At 40.8% G+C, this 16,627-nt stretch carries 13 protein-coding genes; 4 read left to right on the top strand and 9 right to left on the bottom strand.

All coding sequences use genetic code 11. The features are described from left to right. Positions 1-499: 499 nt before the first annotated feature. On the bottom strand, positions 500-733 hold the full coding sequence (gene psb35 / locus WN50_RS26800; protein WP_407659748.1) for a photosystem II assembly protein Psb35: 234 nt from the start codon (positions 731-733) through the stop codon (positions 500-502). A 148-nt stretch (positions 734-881) separates the two neighbouring features. Between psb35 and WN50_RS26795 the strand changes: the two genes are divergently transcribed. Next, complete coding sequence (locus WN50_RS26795; protein WP_046278634.1) at positions 882-1,085, top strand: DUF751 family protein; 204 nt, start codon at positions 882-884, stop codon at positions 1,083-1,085. Between the two features lie 343 nt (positions 1,086-1,428). On the opposite strand, the gene WN50_RS26790 is transcribed toward WN50_RS26795, so the two are convergent. Further along, complete coding sequence (locus WN50_RS26790) at positions 1,429-2,346, bottom strand: histone deacetylase family protein (protein ID WP_046278633.1); 918 nt, start codon at positions 2,344-2,346, stop codon at positions 1,429-1,431. 53 nt (positions 2,347-2,399) lie between these two features. Here WN50_RS26790 and WN50_RS26785 point away from each other — a divergent pair, with 53 nt between their 5' ends. Further along, complete coding sequence (locus WN50_RS26785; RefSeq protein ID WP_046278632.1) at positions 2,400-2,906, top strand: hypothetical protein; 507 nt, start codon at positions 2,400-2,402, stop codon at positions 2,904-2,906. Between the two features lie 14 nt (positions 2,907-2,920). Here WN50_RS26785 and WN50_RS26780 read toward each other — a convergent pair whose 3' ends face one another. Further along, positions 2,921-3,400 (bottom strand): MEKHLA domain-containing protein, encoded by a 480-nt coding sequence (locus WN50_RS26780; protein ID WP_046278631.1) that lies wholly within the window; start codon positions 3,398-3,400, stop codon positions 2,921-2,923. A gap of 191 nt (positions 3,401-3,591) precedes the next feature. Here WN50_RS26780 and WN50_RS26775 point away from each other — a divergent pair, with 191 nt between their 5' ends. Then, on the top strand, positions 3,592-4,119 hold the full coding sequence (locus tag WN50_RS26775) for a pentapeptide repeat-containing protein (RefSeq protein WP_046278630.1): 528 nt from the start codon (positions 3,592-3,594) through the stop codon (positions 4,117-4,119). 3 nt (positions 4,120-4,122) lie between these two features. Here the strand turns inward: WN50_RS26775 and WN50_RS37860 are convergent, their stop codons facing one another. The 3 genes from WN50_RS37860 to WN50_RS26765 all read right to left on the bottom strand — a co-directional run bounded on the left by WN50_RS37860 (position 4,123) and on the right by WN50_RS26765 (position 7,176). After that, positions 4,123-4,179, bottom strand: coding sequence for a helix-turn-helix domain-containing protein (locus tag WN50_RS37860; RefSeq protein WP_082172210.1), 57 nt, complete (start codon positions 4,177-4,179; stop codon positions 4,123-4,125). 3 nt (positions 4,180-4,182) lie between these two features. Continuing rightward, complete coding sequence (locus tag WN50_RS26770; protein WP_046278629.1) at positions 4,183-4,806, bottom strand: IS607 family transposase; 624 nt, start codon at positions 4,804-4,806, stop codon at positions 4,183-4,185. Positions 4,807-5,094: 288 nt separating this feature from the next. Further along, positions 5,095-7,176 carry an elongation factor G gene (locus tag WN50_RS26765; protein WP_046278061.1) on the bottom strand — a complete coding sequence of 694 codons (2,082 nt, stop codon included), beginning with the start codon at positions 7,174-7,176 and terminating at the stop codon, positions 5,095-5,097. A 653-nt stretch (positions 7,177-7,829) separates the two neighbouring features. Between WN50_RS26765 and WN50_RS26760 the strand changes: the two genes are divergently transcribed. Beyond that, positions 7,830-8,159: a four-helix bundle copper-binding protein gene (locus WN50_RS26760; protein ID WP_046278066.1), complete on the top strand. Its 330-nt coding sequence runs from the start codon at positions 7,830-7,832 to the stop codon at positions 8,157-8,159. A gap of 38 nt (positions 8,160-8,197) precedes the next feature. Here the strand turns inward: WN50_RS26760 and WN50_RS31190 are convergent, their stop codons facing one another. The 3 genes from WN50_RS31190 to WN50_RS26740 all read right to left on the bottom strand — a co-directional run bounded on the left by WN50_RS31190 (position 8,198) and on the right by WN50_RS26740 (position 16,511). Continuing rightward, on the bottom strand, positions 8,198-10,315 hold the full coding sequence (locus tag WN50_RS31190) for a diguanylate cyclase domain-containing protein (protein WP_053221605.1): 2,118 nt from the start codon (positions 10,313-10,315) through the stop codon (positions 8,198-8,200). Positions 10,316-10,329: 14 nt separating this feature from the next. Further along, positions 10,330-15,417, bottom strand: a complete 5,088-nt coding sequence (locus WN50_RS26745) for a PAS domain S-box protein (RefSeq protein ID WP_049561299.1) — start codon at positions 15,415-15,417, stop codon at positions 10,330-10,332. A 281-nt stretch (positions 15,418-15,698) separates the two neighbouring features. Then, positions 15,699-16,511, bottom strand: a complete 813-nt coding sequence (locus tag WN50_RS26740) for an FkbM family methyltransferase (protein ID WP_046278060.1) — start codon at positions 16,509-16,511, stop codon at positions 15,699-15,701. Positions 16,512-16,627 lie beyond the last annotated feature (116 nt).

Raw genomic sequence — 16,627 nt, 5'->3', positions numbered from 1 at the left:
CTGACAGACACTACCCTCAAACGAACGATGTCAATGTTGCGTAGCACCGTAGGCTTGACATTGACAGAGTGAGTGAGGGTAGTAAGCTGAAGAGTTCAGGTAAGGTAGAGGGGTTAAATGTTTGATTTGACAGGATTGCAGTATTGTGTTAGTTGACTAAAAAATCCTATCAATTGCTTGATGGACAGTTACTCACTTATTCAGTTAGACTTAACTCAATTGAGTAAAAAGTGAGTAAATCAATTAATAAGCTAAGTAAGTTTGTTGATTGAAAGTGTTGTAGGATAAGGGTTTTACGAGGCTAAATAAACACGCTCCCTGATCATTACTATAAACTGTTCACTGTAAAAACCCGGTTCCTGAACACTGTTGAGGGCGGGTTTATATAAGTTATCAGTCAGTGACATCAATAACTGCGGAACCCGCCCCTACGGTCACTGGTCACTGGTCACTGTAAACTGTAAAAGCTGGTCACTGGTTACTGTTCACTGTTCACTGTCTACTGACCGGGTTTATCCTTATCGGCATCGACTTTCGGAACCCAACCGGGAGCATCTGCATCTTCCCAACCTGCCGGACGCTTAGAATTATACCAGGCTATCGAACCAATAATCGTGGCTGCCAGGAATCCCGCAGCTAAAATTCCCCATAAAGCCCATTGTACATAGTTTTGATAAGCTACGTTTGTCGTGACTTCCATTAAAATACTCATACTGGCATCAACTTTGATCAATATTGCTAGCCTACCTAGATTACCACTTTCGTCTAACCGACTCAAATCCGGGGTAGGGGATCACATTGTCGGTTTTAATTGTATTGTTGAAACCGCAGACAACTCCTACCCCTAAAATATAAGATAACTTAATTAATCAAGCCGACCCATGAAAGAGTTTTTCGAGAACGTCTCCCGCTACCCCCGCTACTTTATCACCTTTACCCTGGGGATATTTTTCTTTCTGTTTGACAAGTTGAAGCCATACTTGGATAAACCCCTGACGGCGATCGCCCTTGTGGGTTTAATGGGAGGAATTTTTGCCTTTACGTTTTTTACTCTACGAGCTATGTTGGGATTAAGTCCAGTTTAGTTGGTGGCAACTGGCAATTTGCTAGAGATTGGGAGTCGGAATCATGGTCAAATAAACGCCGACTCCTAATTTCTTTCTTTTTGAACAATTGTGATTCAACAGCCCGAAAAAAGACGGAACGACTCGCTTTTTAGCGTTTTACACCCTGATTCTTACAAAAGCTACTCTTTTCGACTTCTCAGCCTGGAGAAAGGCTAATCCCTCTCAGTCTAAACTCTACACCCTGATCTGCCCCTGTTCAACCGAGAAGGGGTGAATCGCCGTTATTGATCAACCTTGTCTATCAAATTGTAAAACGCCGTCGCATTCTTGTCGAGACTCTAAGTTAACAATTGCTGATTGTTTATAATCGATACTGGCGATAGACTTGAGCGGCGGCTCGATATAAAATTGAATGACGATAGACTAAAGCACTCATGTCATCACAGTAGCCTCCCCCAATAATTCCCGCTACTGGATAGCCCAAACCCACACAAGTGCTAAGAACTTGCATTTCTCGTCGCCACAGTCCTGTATTGCTTAAAGCGAGTTTTCCTAAGCGATCTTCGGCATGAGTATCTACACCAGCATCATAAAACACGAGATCCGGTTGAACCTCTGATAAAATATCCTCTAAATACTTCCCCAAGGTTTGCAAATAGGCTTCATCTTCCATCCCCACCGGAAGCGGTACATCTAAGTCACTTTTTTGTTTACGGGCAGGAAAATTGGCCTGACAGTGCATCGAAAAGGTAAAAACACTCGGATCATCTTGAAAGATAAAAGCCGTCGCATCCCCTTGATGAACATCTAAATCTACAATTAAAATTTTTTTCGCTAGTCCTAATTTTTGCATCGTGCGAGCTGCGATCGCGATATCATTGAAAATGCAGAATCCGGTTCCTAAGTTGGGGAAGGCGTGATGAGTGCCTCCGGCGGTATTGCAAGCCAGTCCATGAGAAAGAGCGAGTTTAGCCGTTAAAACCGTCCCAGCGACTGCAATACAAGTCCGGTTTGCTAAAGCGGGACTCCAGGGTAAACCGATGCGACGTTGGGCTTTTGGATCAAGGGTTCCCTGACAATAGGCTTGTACATAATCGCGATCATGGACTAATTCTATCCATTCTGGGGGCGGAAGTTCGGGGATGTGAACTTGAGAGGGTTCGATCACTTCGTCAGCCAGTAACATTTGATAGAGTAACCTAAATTTTGACATCGGGAAACGATGACCCGGTGGTAAAGCGGCGACATAATCGGAATGATAGACAATCGGTAAATCCATAATTGCGGTTAAAGGCTAGAGTAGAAATAGGTTACTGGGTTTGGAAAGTTATTATGACATCAACTATTATTTGGCAGCAGGGCAGCAGCAACCCGGAAAATGCTACTCACTTAGAAACCATTCGTCAGTGGTGGGCTGATCTTGCAGGACAGGAGATTAATTGGCAGCAGCGTTTAATTCCGGAAAATGGAGATTTAAGCCAGATTAATTGGGAGTCTCAAAAGTTCGATGAAGTGTTTATGATTGTTAATCCTCAATTGCGAGGAATTACGCTGTATTGGTATAAGCCGAAAAATGATCAAGAACGCAGTATTACAGCCAGTAAGTTGGAGTTAGATCCACTCTACAAACAATTATACATTTATTCTCAATCTCAAGCCAATATTGTGATTCGGGTAGAAACGCCTAAAGTGAAATATCAGAACATTGAGGTGAAAAATCCAGAGATTGCGGTGGGAAAAAATGGTACAATTCTCTTGAGAGATACTCAGCAGTTGTTAGAGATTAAAATTAGTCTCACTCCCGAAAAGTTAGAACAGTTGAAAGCCAAGTTAATGTAATTAGTCCGAACAATTCACAAAAATTGCCAGTGATCAAAAGTAGCGGCTTGACCCCAATATTGATAATTTTCATCGCTCAGATTCCAAATCGTTCCATTAGAAATAAAAAACTTTTTTCCAGTTTTCGACTGACGAATTCCGCTATAATTGTTCGTGTAGCCTTGGGTTTTAACTTGTTCAAGCATTTGCTGACGTTTGGTTACTTCTTCACTGTTGATCGCCGTTTTATACGACGGGGTTTGAGTCAATTCTTCCCAACTCATTTCCCACAATTCTAAAGCGGTGCGATTACCATAGTTAAAAATGGGATTTTCTTCTGTTCCATGAGAAACTAACACAAAAGGAGCGTTAAATAAGGCTTGAGCGATGTCTTCTGGGGTGCCATTGACATCAATTAACGTTTGACCTGTCCAATGTCTAAAACTGTTTAACAAACGTTGGCTATGAATAATAATATTGTCTTGTTTCCAGGGAGAATCGTTAAAAGAAGTCATAGTTCTTCAACGGACAAAATGAGCTAAAAACTGAAGAGTAATCATAAAAATAACCCAATCAATTTTATCACTTTTTCACGAAATCGGATCATCTATTTTTTTGAGTTGAGAAGAGTCCCGAAACCGATACAATGTGAAGGAATACCAGGTTATAACAGAATAGATCATCAGTCAGTCATTTTTAATTTTATATGACAAACGAGGAAAAAAATCCCACCAACAGCCCCATGAATGCAAAGGAACTGATCGAACGTTATGCCGCCGGAAAACGAGGTTTTGTGGGAGTAGAACTTCCGGGGGCAGAATTACAGGATGCTATTTTAACCAGTATATTATTATGGCAGGCAAATTTGCAAGGGGCAAACCTGACTCGAGCTAATCTTAAAGATGCTCATTTATTTGCTAACTTAAGTAATTCTAACTTATCTCAGATAGATCTCACCGGTGCCAAACTCATTTATGCCGATTTAAAAGCCGCTAACTTAACGCAAGCTAAACTGTTTAAAACCAATCTCAAAGGGGCTGATCTACGCGGTGCAAACTTAAATGAAGCCAAACTGATTTATACCGATTTAAGTGAAGCAGACTTGCGAGGGGCTAGCTTCAAAGGAACAATGTTGTATAAAGTGAATTTGCTGAAAACTAACTTAAAAGAAACTGATTTAAGTGAAGCTTTATTATTAGGAACTGAACTTTGGCCAGCCATTACTTCTTCTTAAGAATCAATCTTCTGCTAATGCCCAGTTCCAAACCCACCTAGAATATCCCGCGTGTCCCAGCCCTTAAGGTTCTTTGACGGTTGTTAAGTTTGAGTTTTGTTTGAAAGGCTCGTTGCATAGTTCTGGGTCATTCTTGATTTGAGTTTGATATTTTCTCAATCCATACAATCGACTAGAAAAACAGTGCAGTATTGCTAGAATGTCTTCGACCATTTCTTCTTGGGGGGAAAGTTCTTTTTCGTTGAGAACAATCAACTCACAGTTGTTCTGTTCACACAACCAGTTGAACAAATCGAACCCAAATCTAGCAAGTCTATCTTTATGAGCAACAACTACTCGATTCACTTCACCTTTCATTATTTGAGTTAGAAGTTCCAGTAATTTTTTGCGCTTAAAGTTCAACCCTCCACCAATTTCTTTAATGGTTTTTGCTTCTGGGTACAAAGCTTGCAATGCAGCAACTTGACGGTTTAAGTCGGGTTTTTGAGCATGGCTTGATACTCGACAATACAGCACGGTTTGTTTCGTGGGCAAGAAGCTTTGAGTATAGGATTCAACGTCATATCTACGTTGGCCTGATGGGGTTTTTATCGCTTGGATAATGCCTTTATTTTCCCATCTGGCTAACGTTCTGACGTTAACCCCCAGATACTCCGCAGCTTCTCTTGGTTTCAAATACTTTGTCACCTAGAACACGGTTTACAACATACTTATAGTATCGTTTTGTACCGTAAATTGTCAACTTAGTTACTGCTCTCTAAAATCGGCATCAAAAAGTTTGACAATTTGGGGTATTTTCAGTAGAATGGAAGAGGAAGCTTATCTGGGGTTACTTGAGTTCTCACTTGAATATTTGTTCAACATCGCTCCAAAAACCAGACCAGAGACCGGGGCGGGTTTATGTAAATTGTTGGTCAGATCGAGGGATTTTTGCCTCACCCGCCCCTACAGGCAAAAACTGTAAAATAGAGTTATTTAACCTTTGCCATTGCCGTTGCCATTGCCATTTTCAGAATGTCCATAAGTCGCGAGAACCTTTTCAGCTAACTTTTCAGGAACTTCTTGGAGATGATCATATTTCCAGTGAAAATAACCGACTCCCATTGTCAGCGATCGCAATTCTACAATCAAATCTTGCATCTCGGAGATCGCCAAATAGGCGGTAATTTTATCCCAACCCTTCCAACCGGTGATCACCTCATAATTTAACACCTGTCCGCGTCGTCCGGTAATTAACTGGAACATCTGGGAGGTAAACTCATTCGGTGCCGAAATTTCCACTAAAGCGATCGGTTCAAGTAAAATCGGATCACAGTTCATCATCCCCGTCTGCATCGCCAACCGTGCAGCCTGTTTAAAGGCCTGTTCTGAACTATCGACTGCATGATAAGATCCATTTGTGAGTGTTACCGCCACATCAACGACGGGGAACCCTAACGGCCCTTGTTGCAGGTATTCCCGCACACCTGTTTCCACACCGGGAATATACTGTTTGGGAACCACACCGCCGACAACGGTTTCGTTGAAGTTGAACCCTTCACCCCGTCCTAACGGTTGGATATCGAGATACACATCACCAAACTGTCCGTGTCCGCCGCTTTGGTGTTTGTAGCGTCCGTGAGAATGAGTGGTTTTGCGAATGGTTTCTTTGTAGGGAACACGGGGTAAATGGGTTGTCATCGCTAGATTATACTTGCGACGCAGCCGATCTAACGTCACTTGGATGTGAATTTCCCCTTGACCCCACAAGATGACTTCGTGAGTATCGCCGTGTTGCTCCCAAGCTAACGCCGGATCTTCTTCCAACATTTTACTTAAAGCACCCGTCAGCTTCACTTCATCTTTACGCTGCTGTGGAGCGATCGCTAAGGCAAAAACAGGCGGTAAAACTTCAGCTTTTGGTAAGGCTTTCACCTGTTGGGGTTCCGTTGAGAGGGTGTCTCCGGTTTGAATAGTATCCATCCGCGCTAACGCCACAATTTCGCCTGTTTTCGCTAACTGGGTGCTTTCAGTTTGTTGACCCATCAAACGGTACATACCCGCCGCCCGCACGCCGTTGAGAACAATGCCTTCGGTGAGTTCACCTTGCCATACCCGCACTAAGGAGAGTTTACCACCTTGAGGGGTATAATAGGTTTTCAACACTTGAGCAATCGGCAGATCCGCCTTGGGTTTGAGTCCGCGACGATGGGCGGTAACAAACGGTTCAGGGGCTTCTCGTACTAACGCATCTAACAAACTCCGCACACCATACTCCGCCTCAGCCGCACCGATAAACACAGGAACAATTAAATCAGCTCCCAGTTCCATTTTCAAGTCTTTGACAATTTCTTCTTGGGGCGGTTCAATGTCTTCTAAGAGTTCTTCTAAGAGATGATCATCAAAGTTGGCTAACTCCTCTAACATCTCTTGACGGGCGAGGTGTTCAGCTTCAGAGAGTTCATCGGGGAGTGCAACCGGATCAGAAGGCGCACCCGGATGATAATGATAGGCCTGTTCGGTAACAAGATCAATAAAGCCCACCAATTCTTGACCTTGGGCGATGGGGTATTGATGGGGAACAATGGGGCGAGAAGAAACGCTTTTTAGGGCGGCGAGAAGTGCGCTGTAGTTGCTGTTGCAGCTTTCTTCATCAGTAAACGCCCGATCCATTTTATTGATGAAAACCAGATGGGGAATTTCCCAGTCATCGAGGAATTTGAACAGGGGCGAAAGCGTTAAAATACGGTTGGTATCGGGTTCACAAACGATCACCGCTAACCCTGCCCCAACCAGGGCGTTATAGGTTTCTTGGGCAAATTCCACTGAACCTGGACAGTCGAGGAATGTAAAACGAATGCCGCCATACTGGGTACTAGCGGCATTGACTTCAACAGTCATATTGCGATCTTGGGCCTCGGGCGCTGTATCTCCAACCCGGTTATTATCTTTTGCGGTGCCTTTACGGGTGGTGACGCCTGTAACGTAGAGGATGCTTTCAAGCAGTGCGGTTTTACCACTAAGATAGGGGCCAACAATAGCGACATTACGGTTGTCTGAAGGGATATTTGTTGTCATCGTCTTGTCTCCTGTACTCGTCAAATGAATGAAAATGTGAGAATTACAAACAGAACTGTGGACGAAAGATTAAAAATTTAAGGATGTTTTCAGGTTTTTACTCGGGCTGAATTTGTAGAAAGAACAACATTTTGACCCTTGGATAAACGTTGAGTTTGGTCAATTCTTCTTTCGGTTGATCTCGAACTTACGGATAAGAATCGACTAAAAGGCTATCCAATCGAAGATGTTGGTGATTTTTAGCGATCGCTTCTATCTCGGCAATGTTCTATCCTCAATGCGTCTGAGATCGAGGTTCGCTACTGCTATATAATTTATAGTCTTTTGGTCGCGAGTTAACCACTGCTTAACTAAAAAATACAATATTTCTTTTCTGCAAGTTTTGTAACTGAATATTGCAAAATTTCGGGTGTTGAAGGCAATGGGGAGGTGGGGAGATGGTGACTGCTGACTGGTAGGGGCCATTGCCCTTACAACACTGGTGAGTTTGGGGGGCGGGTTTACAAAGGTAATTGAAAAGACAGACATCAATACGCAGGCACCTCCCGACAAGGCTGGTGACTGTTTATGTCTTTAGGAAGATGAGTAAAATTTTATCACTTTGGTAACTTGGGCTTAGTAAGAGCAAAAAATTTTTGATGGAGATTGAAAGAATGACTCAAAATATAAATCAATCAAGCCTAGAAATTGCTGTTCAATGTGCCTTAGAATGTGAACATTGCGCCGATCAATGTATTGGAAGTATGCCTGAATGCGCTCGTTTGTGTCGCGACTGTTCGCAAATTTGCTGGACGATAGCAGGTTTTATGGGTCGAGGTTCTAAGTTTATTGCTCAACTGTGTCGAACTTGTGCAGAAATTTGTGAAGCTTGTGCTAAAGAATGTTCCAAACATGATAATTCCCATTGTCAAAGCTGTGCAGAAATTTGTCAAAAAGCCGTAGAAGAATACCGCAAAATTGCAACGGTTGGTGCTGCGGTTTAATATTTCAGTGTAATCTAAAGAAGGGAAGGGGCCTTCTATCAAGTATAGACAACATACTGATTACGTCCCTGTTGTTTGGCAGTGTAGAGTAGTTTGTCCGCTTGAGCAATTAACACATCAGGTTGAGCTTGATAATCGGGAATTGTGCTGCTAATTCCCATGCTGATGGTCACAATATTACTCACTTCAGACTTTTGATGAAAAATAGCAAGATCATGAATGCTCTGCTGAATCTGTTGAGCAACAATAATCGCCCCTTCTCGGTTCGTCATGGGTAAAACAATCACAAATTCTTCACCGCCATAACGGGCGACTAAATCGGCTGGACGTTTTATAGTTCTTTTAATCGCTTGAGCAATTGAAATTAAACATTGATCACCTGCTTGATGCCCATAGTAATCATTATAAGCTTTGAAGTGATCGATGTCTAATAAAATTAGCGATAAAGGTAGTTGTTCCCGTGCTAAACGGAGCCATTCTTTCAGGAGATAATCATCAAAATAACGACGGTTCGCAATTTGAGTTAAGCCATCTGTATGGGCTAACAGTTCTAAGGTTTTATTAGCCTCTTGTAACTCTTTTTCAGCTCGAATGCGATCACGAAGTGCAGCTTGCTGTTCGCTAATATCCCGAATCATCATCAACACTTCATCATCATTGAGTTTAACAATCCGAATTTCTTCATAGCACAGTTCTCCATTGACTTTGATCACTTGTTCATAAATTTGCCGTTCACCTGTTTTTAACGCTTGGCGAACAGACCGCATTTGTTGATGAGCCAGAGGACAAGGTAAGGTTTTGTAGATCGATTTCCACATCTGGTATGGCACTGAACGATGTTCTCGGATGTTTTCGCTAAAACTAATACTAATACAGATTCCGTATCGATCCAGACGGATCAACAAATCAGGAATTGCTTTTAAAATTGCTCGTTGAGTAGCTGCACTTTGACAGAGGGCTTCTTCAATTCGTTTGCGATCGCTAATATTAACAATCTGAACAATCAGATAATGAGGGGATTTTTGAGTATCATACATCAGTGAAATATTCATCACGCCCCAAATCAGTTCTCCCGTTTTGGTAACAAATCGCTTCTCAATCTGATAGCCGGGAATTTCTCGGGCAAACATTTGCCTTGTCAACTGATGATCGATGCCTTGATCATCAGGATGAATCAAATCAGCGAGTTGGAGTGATAGTAGTTCAGTCTGAGAATATCCCAACATTTTAGCCAGGGCAATGTTTACATCGAGCAATTGCCCAAATAAAGAGACTAAACACATTCCGGCGGTGATCGTATCAAATGCGCCTCTAAATTTCTGTTCGTTGCGGCGCAAATCATCAGAAATTTGTTGACGAATCAGTTCATTATTTTTGCGATCGCTGATATCTTGATGAAAGCCGATCATCCGCAGAGGAGTAGCATCTTCAGTCCAAATGGCTTGTCCCCGTGCCAAAATCCATTTATAACTATTATCTTTGCAGCGTAAACGATATTCAATTTGATAATCAGGAGTTTGGTGTTTAAAATAATGCTCAAGAGTCATTAAAACCTGATCTTTATCATCAGGATGAAGAAGATATTTAAAACTTTCAAAGCGATTTTCTATCTCCTCATCGGTATAACCCAGCATTTGTTTGAGCTGGGTTGACATGAACACATCGCCTGTTTGTACATTCCAGTCAAAAATACCGTCTCCTGTTCCTTGAAGTAATAATTGCCAACGTTCTTCTTGCTGTCGTAATTGTCGGTTTTGGGCTTCGAGTTGTTGCAGGAGTCGTTGATGAGCCAGATGAAGCTTTATTCTCGCTAAAACTTCCTCTGATTCATAGGGTTTAGTAATATAGTCTGCACCCCCAACTTCAAAGGCTTTAACTTTATCTAATACTCTATCAAGCGCACTCAAAAAAATAATCGGAATGTGAAAAGTGTTCTCGTCTAATTTGAGCTGCTGACAAACGGTGTATCCATCGAGATCAGGAAGTTTGATATCCAGCATAATCAAATCAGGCGGATGCGCTAAAGCCGATTGAATAGCGAGCTTTCCTGTGGGTGCGATGCGGGTACGGTATCCTGTTGTTGACAAGATGTTTATTAATAAGTTTAAGTCAGCCGGACTATCATCTACAATCAGAATATCATGAATTGGAGACATAATACTTCTATTTCTTAACGAACTGAACGAATTAAATCTAGTATCCGGCTGTACTCAAACCGATCAGCCCATAAGGTTAGAGTCTCAGCTAGATGATTATTGGGGTTATTTAGTGACTGGATTGTTTGCTGAATAATCTGGGGATCGCCGAGTATTAGGGCGTCCTCAAGTTTTTTCAGGAGGTGATCAGGTAAATTGGCAACAGTTTGCCAACCATCTGTGTTGACAGCTATTTCACATTGTTCTGAGATACTTTCAGCATAGCTGTATTGCACCCCTAAATGCTGCTGTAGGGCTGTAAAGATTTCTAACTCTTCAAAGGGTTTATGGATAAAGTGATTAAAGCCGAGGGTTTGGTGATCTTCTGGCAATTGATTGGCAGAGATTGCAATAATTATAACTGAATTTGTTACATTTTGAAACTGTTCTTGCTGGCGAATTTGTCTTGTTGCTTGATAACCATCTAATACAGGCATTCGTAAGTCCATCCAGATTAAATCAGGCTGCCATTGTTGCCAAAGGGTAATCGCTTCAGCCCCGTTTTCGGCTTCTTGTACAGCAAACCCTAGAGGGGTGAGGAGTTGAACTAATAATCGACGGTTAGCCGAATTATCATCAACAACTAACAGGCGGTAAGCAGGTTGTTCGGGTGCTAAACCGATAATTTTATCGATTTTCAAAGGCGATGTTTTTGAAGGTAATTTAAGGGTTTTAGCAGCAATATTAAATCTAAATATACTCCCGACATTCTGTTGACTGTCTAGGCTTATCTTACCCCCCATTAACTGCACAAATTCTCGACAGATAGTTAAACCCAGTCCAGTTCCATGTTGAATTTTTCGTCCGGCTTCTGTTTGATTAAATGCTTCAAATAGATGAGTTTGTTCTTCGGGTGCAATGCCAGCCCCTGTATCTTCTACTTCAAAATTTAACATCACAGGATCAGAACTTTCGGATGCTACAAAAACTCGCAGAGTAATAGATCCTTGTTTTGTAAATTTTACAGCATTACTCAACAGATTAATTAAAACTTGACGGAGTTTCATTTCATCGGTACAAATGTAGCTTGGAACATCAGAAGCTTTCTGTATATTGAGATTCAGTCCTTGACTTTCAGTCTTGAGAGAGAACATATTATAAATATCATCAAGCAGAGCATCGAAATGAAAATCTGTTAGGTCGAGAGTTGTTCGGTTTGCCTCGATTTTCGCTAAATCTAGAACTTGATTAATCAGGTTCAAGAGATGCTCTCCACTGCGATAAATTATATCAGCGTTCTTGCGTTGATAGGATGAGAGTTTGGAGTCATTTTTCAAGATTCGAGCAAAGCCTAAAATCGCATTAAGTGGCGATCGCAATTCGTGACTCATATTGGCAATAAATGTCCCTTTGGCTTGGCTAGCGGCTTCGGCGGCTTCTTTGGCTTTTTGTAGTTGTAGTTCAATCTGTTTGCGATCGCTAATATCGATAATTAAGCTATAATATCCTTGAACTCCAAAAGATTCATCAAAATTCGGAATCAGCATCACTGAAAGATAGTGCTCTCCTAAATCAGCTAAATTCTGAAATTGCACTTCATAACTGACGGATTCTCCCATTAAAGCTTGCTCAATAGATCCACGAATTAGATGATAATTGATGTCTCCAATGACTTCACGGGTCGTTTTACCACAAATTTCTTCCCGATTTAATCCAAACTGTTCTTCGTATTTTTTATTAACAAACTGATAGCGTTCCTCAGAATCAGCATAGGAAATAAACACAGGTAAAGCATCCGCTAATAACCGCAATTGTTTTTCACTTTGACGGAGAGCTTGTTCAGCAAGCTTGCGATCGCTAATATCTGTGACTCGCACCAAGTGAAAGAGTTGACCATCAATATAAATTTTTCGAGCCGCTAAATTCCCCCAAAAAGAACGTCCTTGTTTAGTTAAATATTCAATTTCTAAATCCCAAAAACCTTTTTGATCAACAGCCTCCCGACTGTTTTGAACTTCTTGGGGAGTAAATTGCCGTTTTTGTAAGATATGACCTTCAATCCCGATTAATTCTTCTCTATTTTTGGCTTCAAACAGTTCAACTGCACGACGGTTACAGTCAATTGTCAAGAGACTCTCAGAATCAACTAAAAAGAGTGCATCCGCAGATTCATGGAAAATCGCATCTCGTAAATCCCGACTTTTACGCAGTTCAATTTCTGCTTGTTTGCGCTCGCTAATATCGGTCGCAATCGCCCAAATTTCTCTGAGTCTACCGCCTTCATCTATCACGGGAAAGAGAATAGATTCAAAGGTTTTGAGGTCGCCATTAATTAACAGTTCGTCTTCTACTGTCACGGGTTGACCGATCTCAATAAGTTGGTTTATCCGAGTTCTAAAGATGTTAATAACCTCTTCCGTAAAGAAATCCGCAAACCTTTTGCCGACGATTTGTTCTTCAGATAAATTAAACAGGTTAGCAAAGGCTCGATTCACCCGCAGATAACGCTCCTCAACATCAAATAAATGGATCGCCGCAGGTGCATTATCCAAAAAAGCTTGTAGTTGTTGGTTCGTTTTTTGTAGGGCGATTTCAGCTTGTTTGCGATCATCAATATCACGACCAACAGACTGTAATTCCACCAGATTTCCTTGTGTGTCATAAATCGCTTGGTTTGTCCATTGCGTCCAACGCACAGTGCCATTGACAATCACTCGATTTTCAATTTTTATAACGGGTTGTTGAGGAGAAAGGCAAGCAAGACAGCCATCAATAATCGGTTGGTCTTCTGGATAAATAATGGGTTGATAACTATGTCCAAGCAGATCCTCCTTAGAAACACCGAAATAGCGGCAATAGGCATCATTAACAAAACTCAGAGTGCCATCCGGTTGAAATCGGGTGATGAATTCAGTTTGATACTCTAAAATCGACAAATAGCGGGCTTCTGATTGATATAGTAATTCTTCTGCTTGTTTGCGATCGCTAATATTTGAACATGAACCAAGCATACGATAGGGTTCACCATTTTTATTTCTTAAAGCTTGGGCTTTGCAGAGAAACCAGCCATAACTACCATCGGATCGTTGAACTCGCAACTCTATAATATAAGGATGATTATTCTCTAAATGATTTGTTAGAATTTGCTGGAAGTGATGACGATCATCGGGATGAATGAGATTCTGAAATAGAGTCGCTGGAGCAAGTTCAATCTCTGTAACGGCAAAGCCTAGAAGTTTATAAAATTGAGGAGATAACCAAGCCGTATTATTAATAATATCCCAATCCAAAATTCCATCGAGTGTAGCATCAATCACAAGCTGTAATCGTTCTTCACTTATTTGTAAAGCTAATGTTCGTTCGGTGATTTCCTGTTCGAGTTGTTGTTGATAATTAAGGCGAAGTTTATCATTTTTCCGACGTTCGGTGATGTCTTGAAATGCTATTATAGAATAACGCACAATTCGGAATTCATCGAATACGGGAATTGATGTTACTTCTAGAGGAATACGACGATTATTGACTTCTATCTCTAGATCATCAACGTGAACAGTATTCCCTTTTAAAGCTCGAATTTCGGGTAATTTTTCCGGGGGATAAAGCTGATTTGTACCCGCAACATAAACCTGATAAACTTCTGAAAGCCGTTCGGCTGGAATCGTTTTAATTCCTTGTCCTAAAATCTGTTCACCAACTTGGTTGATCAGAATATGTTGTCCCGTTTTATCAAATACACTAATGCCAATCGGAACACTATCAAGTAAAGTAGAAAATCGCTGTTCACTTAATTTTAAGGCTTGAAATGATACCCTCAGTTTATCAGCCATCTGTTCAAAAGCATGACTGAGTTGATTCACTTCTTTAATCCTCGTCTTTTCAAGAGACAGACTGAGATGGTTTTGAGCTAATTCTTGAGCGGCTTTATTTAATTTATTGATGGGTTTAATTATTATTTTAGTGGTTAATTGGGCTATCAAAATTGAAAGCGCAAAAGCGGCTACACACAACAACACTGTTCGATGAACATTATTCTTAATTCTTCCCATAAAGTCGGATACGGGAATCGTCACGACAATGAACCAATTAGAGTTAGAATCTAATGAATAGGGTATAACTCGGATATAATAATCTTGATTCTGGTGTTTGAGTCGTAAGTCTACAGCTTGATGAATGGCATCTAAACTGCTAAATTGACTGAACAGAAATTTCCCGACTGCTTGCGTGACTGGATTTTGACTATCTTCTAGAGAAACTCTCAAGTTTTGAGGATCAAAAGTCTCTAGTTTAGGAGAAGAATAAGGTTGATGAAAGGGCAATTCATCGGTTGAAGTTGCAATAAAAAATCCCTGATCATCGACAATAAATGTTTGTCCGGTTTTGCCGATCTTTAATTGACGCAGAAACTCACCCATTTTATCTAAAAAAACCGTTGCACCCAGAACCCCTTGAAGATTACCTTGTGAATCATAGAAGGGTAAAGATCGAACCATAACTAAAATTAATTCTTCTTTTTTAACACCTGAAACAACCATTCGCCAAGTGCCATTTTTTGCAGATTTGGCGATTGCATACCAAGGCTGAGTGGGTGGATCATTATGAGGATCATAATTGGGAATAGTATCCCGTAAATAGAGGCGATTTCCTTGCTGATCAGCAACATAATTTTCCAGATCACCTGTGCGGGGATTCCACTCGCGAATCACCAATCGAATCACCAAAGATTCAGATTGAGGTTTAGCAATAACAAGAAAGTCTTTTTCTTCAGTCGCAATATAGACTGAACTGACCTGATCAAACGTGTTAATTTGTTCGACAAAGTAATCTTCCAATTGCGATTTATTCTGCCAGTCTAACAGACCTAAACCGATTAATTTAGCATTAATTTCGGTAATCTCATCGGGTGTATGTAGATAATTATTGAGACTTTGAGTAATCTTATCACCGATTTCCAGCATCAATTGGTTTGTTAGTTCTTCTACAGCATTCTGTCCACTACGGTAGGATAAATAACCAACAATTCCTACTGCACCCATAATTTGGAGTACAACAGGTACAATTAATACAGTGCGAAGCGGAATCACACTGACTTTTGCTAACCACTGGCTGAAGCGTTTGATCACCATACAGCAAAGCATTTCTCAACAGAGGAGTACCTCTCCCTATCCTATCCTGATAATTTTTGGAGAGAGTTAGGAAAAACTAACATTTTCCACCAATCTCAACAAAACCTGAGAAACCGGGTTTCGATAACGAAAAATATTGCCTATAAGCTAAAGGCAGTTGTCAGAAACCCGGTTTCATATCCGGGTGCAAATTTTATAGACTCTGTATTGATCAGAAGGTTCTAGTCAGGCTTTCAGAGGGTTAATTCAATTCATCTCTCGCCAACATGAGATTAATAGAATTAGAGAAATCTTTCAACGAACCAACTGCTTAAACTACTCTCATAGGGTTGACAAATCTGAGTAACAGATGATTCTGAGTAGACACAGTTGTAAAAACTAATGATATTTCCATAGATGGCGTTGGAATAAAAGAGGGTGTTATCCTCTAGGGATAGGGATTGCAAATCAAATACTTTTGCTTTCGTATTAGACGCATAATCAATCATAATACTGAAGCTATAGCCCGATTTTTTTAAAGTTTTTAGACAACTCATTGTCGCCTCTAAAAACTTAGGAGACCAACCTTTTTCGCCACTTAAACGACTAGCCCCGCCTCCATATTCAAACATAACAACCTTGGGCCGTTGATGTTCAGGTAAGTTCAAAAATTGTTTAATAATAACAGATTCCCAACCTTCTACATCAATCTTAAAACAGGTAATTTTTTCAGCTTTGATTCTTTCCAAAAGTCCTAATAAATCAATAGTCGGAACTTCTCGCGCTGTTTTGGAAGAACCGAACCAGCTTGGAGAGAGTGAATTAAAATTTGAATTAATCAGCTTGGCAAATTGACCCATATACAGAGTTTGAGTCCCATTTTTATCGGACAAACAACTCTCAACTAAAGTAATATTATGCTGTTTACAGAGTTTATACAGCTTGGCTACAGGCACTGGTTCAACCGCAACAGTAGCATAATTCAAACGGGCAAACAACTCACAGTAAAAAGCAAAAGTTCCCACTCCAATATCCAAACAAAATCCTTCTCGACTTGGATCTATTTCAGGTATAATATTCTTCAACAAAGCCTGACAACAAGGTTCAACACGCATTGAGTTTATTTGAAGGTTGATTGAGTTAATTCACCCGATTTTATATGAAATACTGAAAAAATGCTACAGATGATCAATCTTCCTTAAATATCTCCCTAAATCCCCCTAAATCCCCC

This window comes from Limnoraphis robusta CS-951, assembly GCF_000972705.2.
Note: the sequence above shows the minus strand (reverse complement) of the source record. Positions and strands in the feature narration are given on the sequence as shown.

Excerpts from the sequence above, each read along its gene's own strand:
- WN50_RS26795 (WP_046278634.1), top strand. The coding sequence starts at position 882 with ATGAAAGAGTTTTTCGAGAACGTCTCCCGCTACCCCCGCTACTTTATC.
- WN50_RS26790 (WP_046278633.1), bottom strand. The coding sequence starts at position 2,346 with ATGGATTTACCGATTGTCTATCATTCCGATTATGTCGCCGCTTTACCA.
- WN50_RS26785 (WP_046278632.1), top strand. The coding sequence starts at position 2,400 with ATGACATCAACTATTATTTGGCAGCAGGGCAGCAGCAACCCGGAAAAT.
- WN50_RS26780 (WP_046278631.1), bottom strand. The coding sequence starts at position 3,400 with ATGACTTCTTTTAACGATTCTCCCTGGAAACAAGACAATATTATTATT.
- WN50_RS26775 (WP_046278630.1), top strand. The coding sequence starts at position 3,592 with ATGACAAACGAGGAAAAAAATCCCACCAACAGCCCCATGAATGCAAAG.
- WN50_RS26765 (WP_046278061.1), bottom strand. The coding sequence starts at position 7,176 with ATGACAACAAATATCCCTTCAGACAACCGTAATGTCGCTATTGTTGGC.
- WN50_RS26760 (WP_046278066.1), top strand. The coding sequence starts at position 7,830 with ATGACTCAAAATATAAATCAATCAAGCCTAGAAATTGCTGTTCAATGT.
- WN50_RS31190 (WP_053221605.1), bottom strand. The coding sequence starts at position 10,315 with ATGTCTCCAATTCATGATATTCTGATTGTAGATGATAGTCCGGCTGAC.
- WN50_RS26745 (WP_049561299.1), bottom strand. The coding sequence starts at position 15,417 with ATGGTGATCAAACGCTTCAGCCAGTGGTTAGCAAAAGTCAGTGTGATT.
- WN50_RS26740 (WP_046278060.1), bottom strand. The coding sequence starts at position 16,511 with ATGCGTGTTGAACCTTGTTGTCAGGCTTTGTTGAAGAATATTATACCT.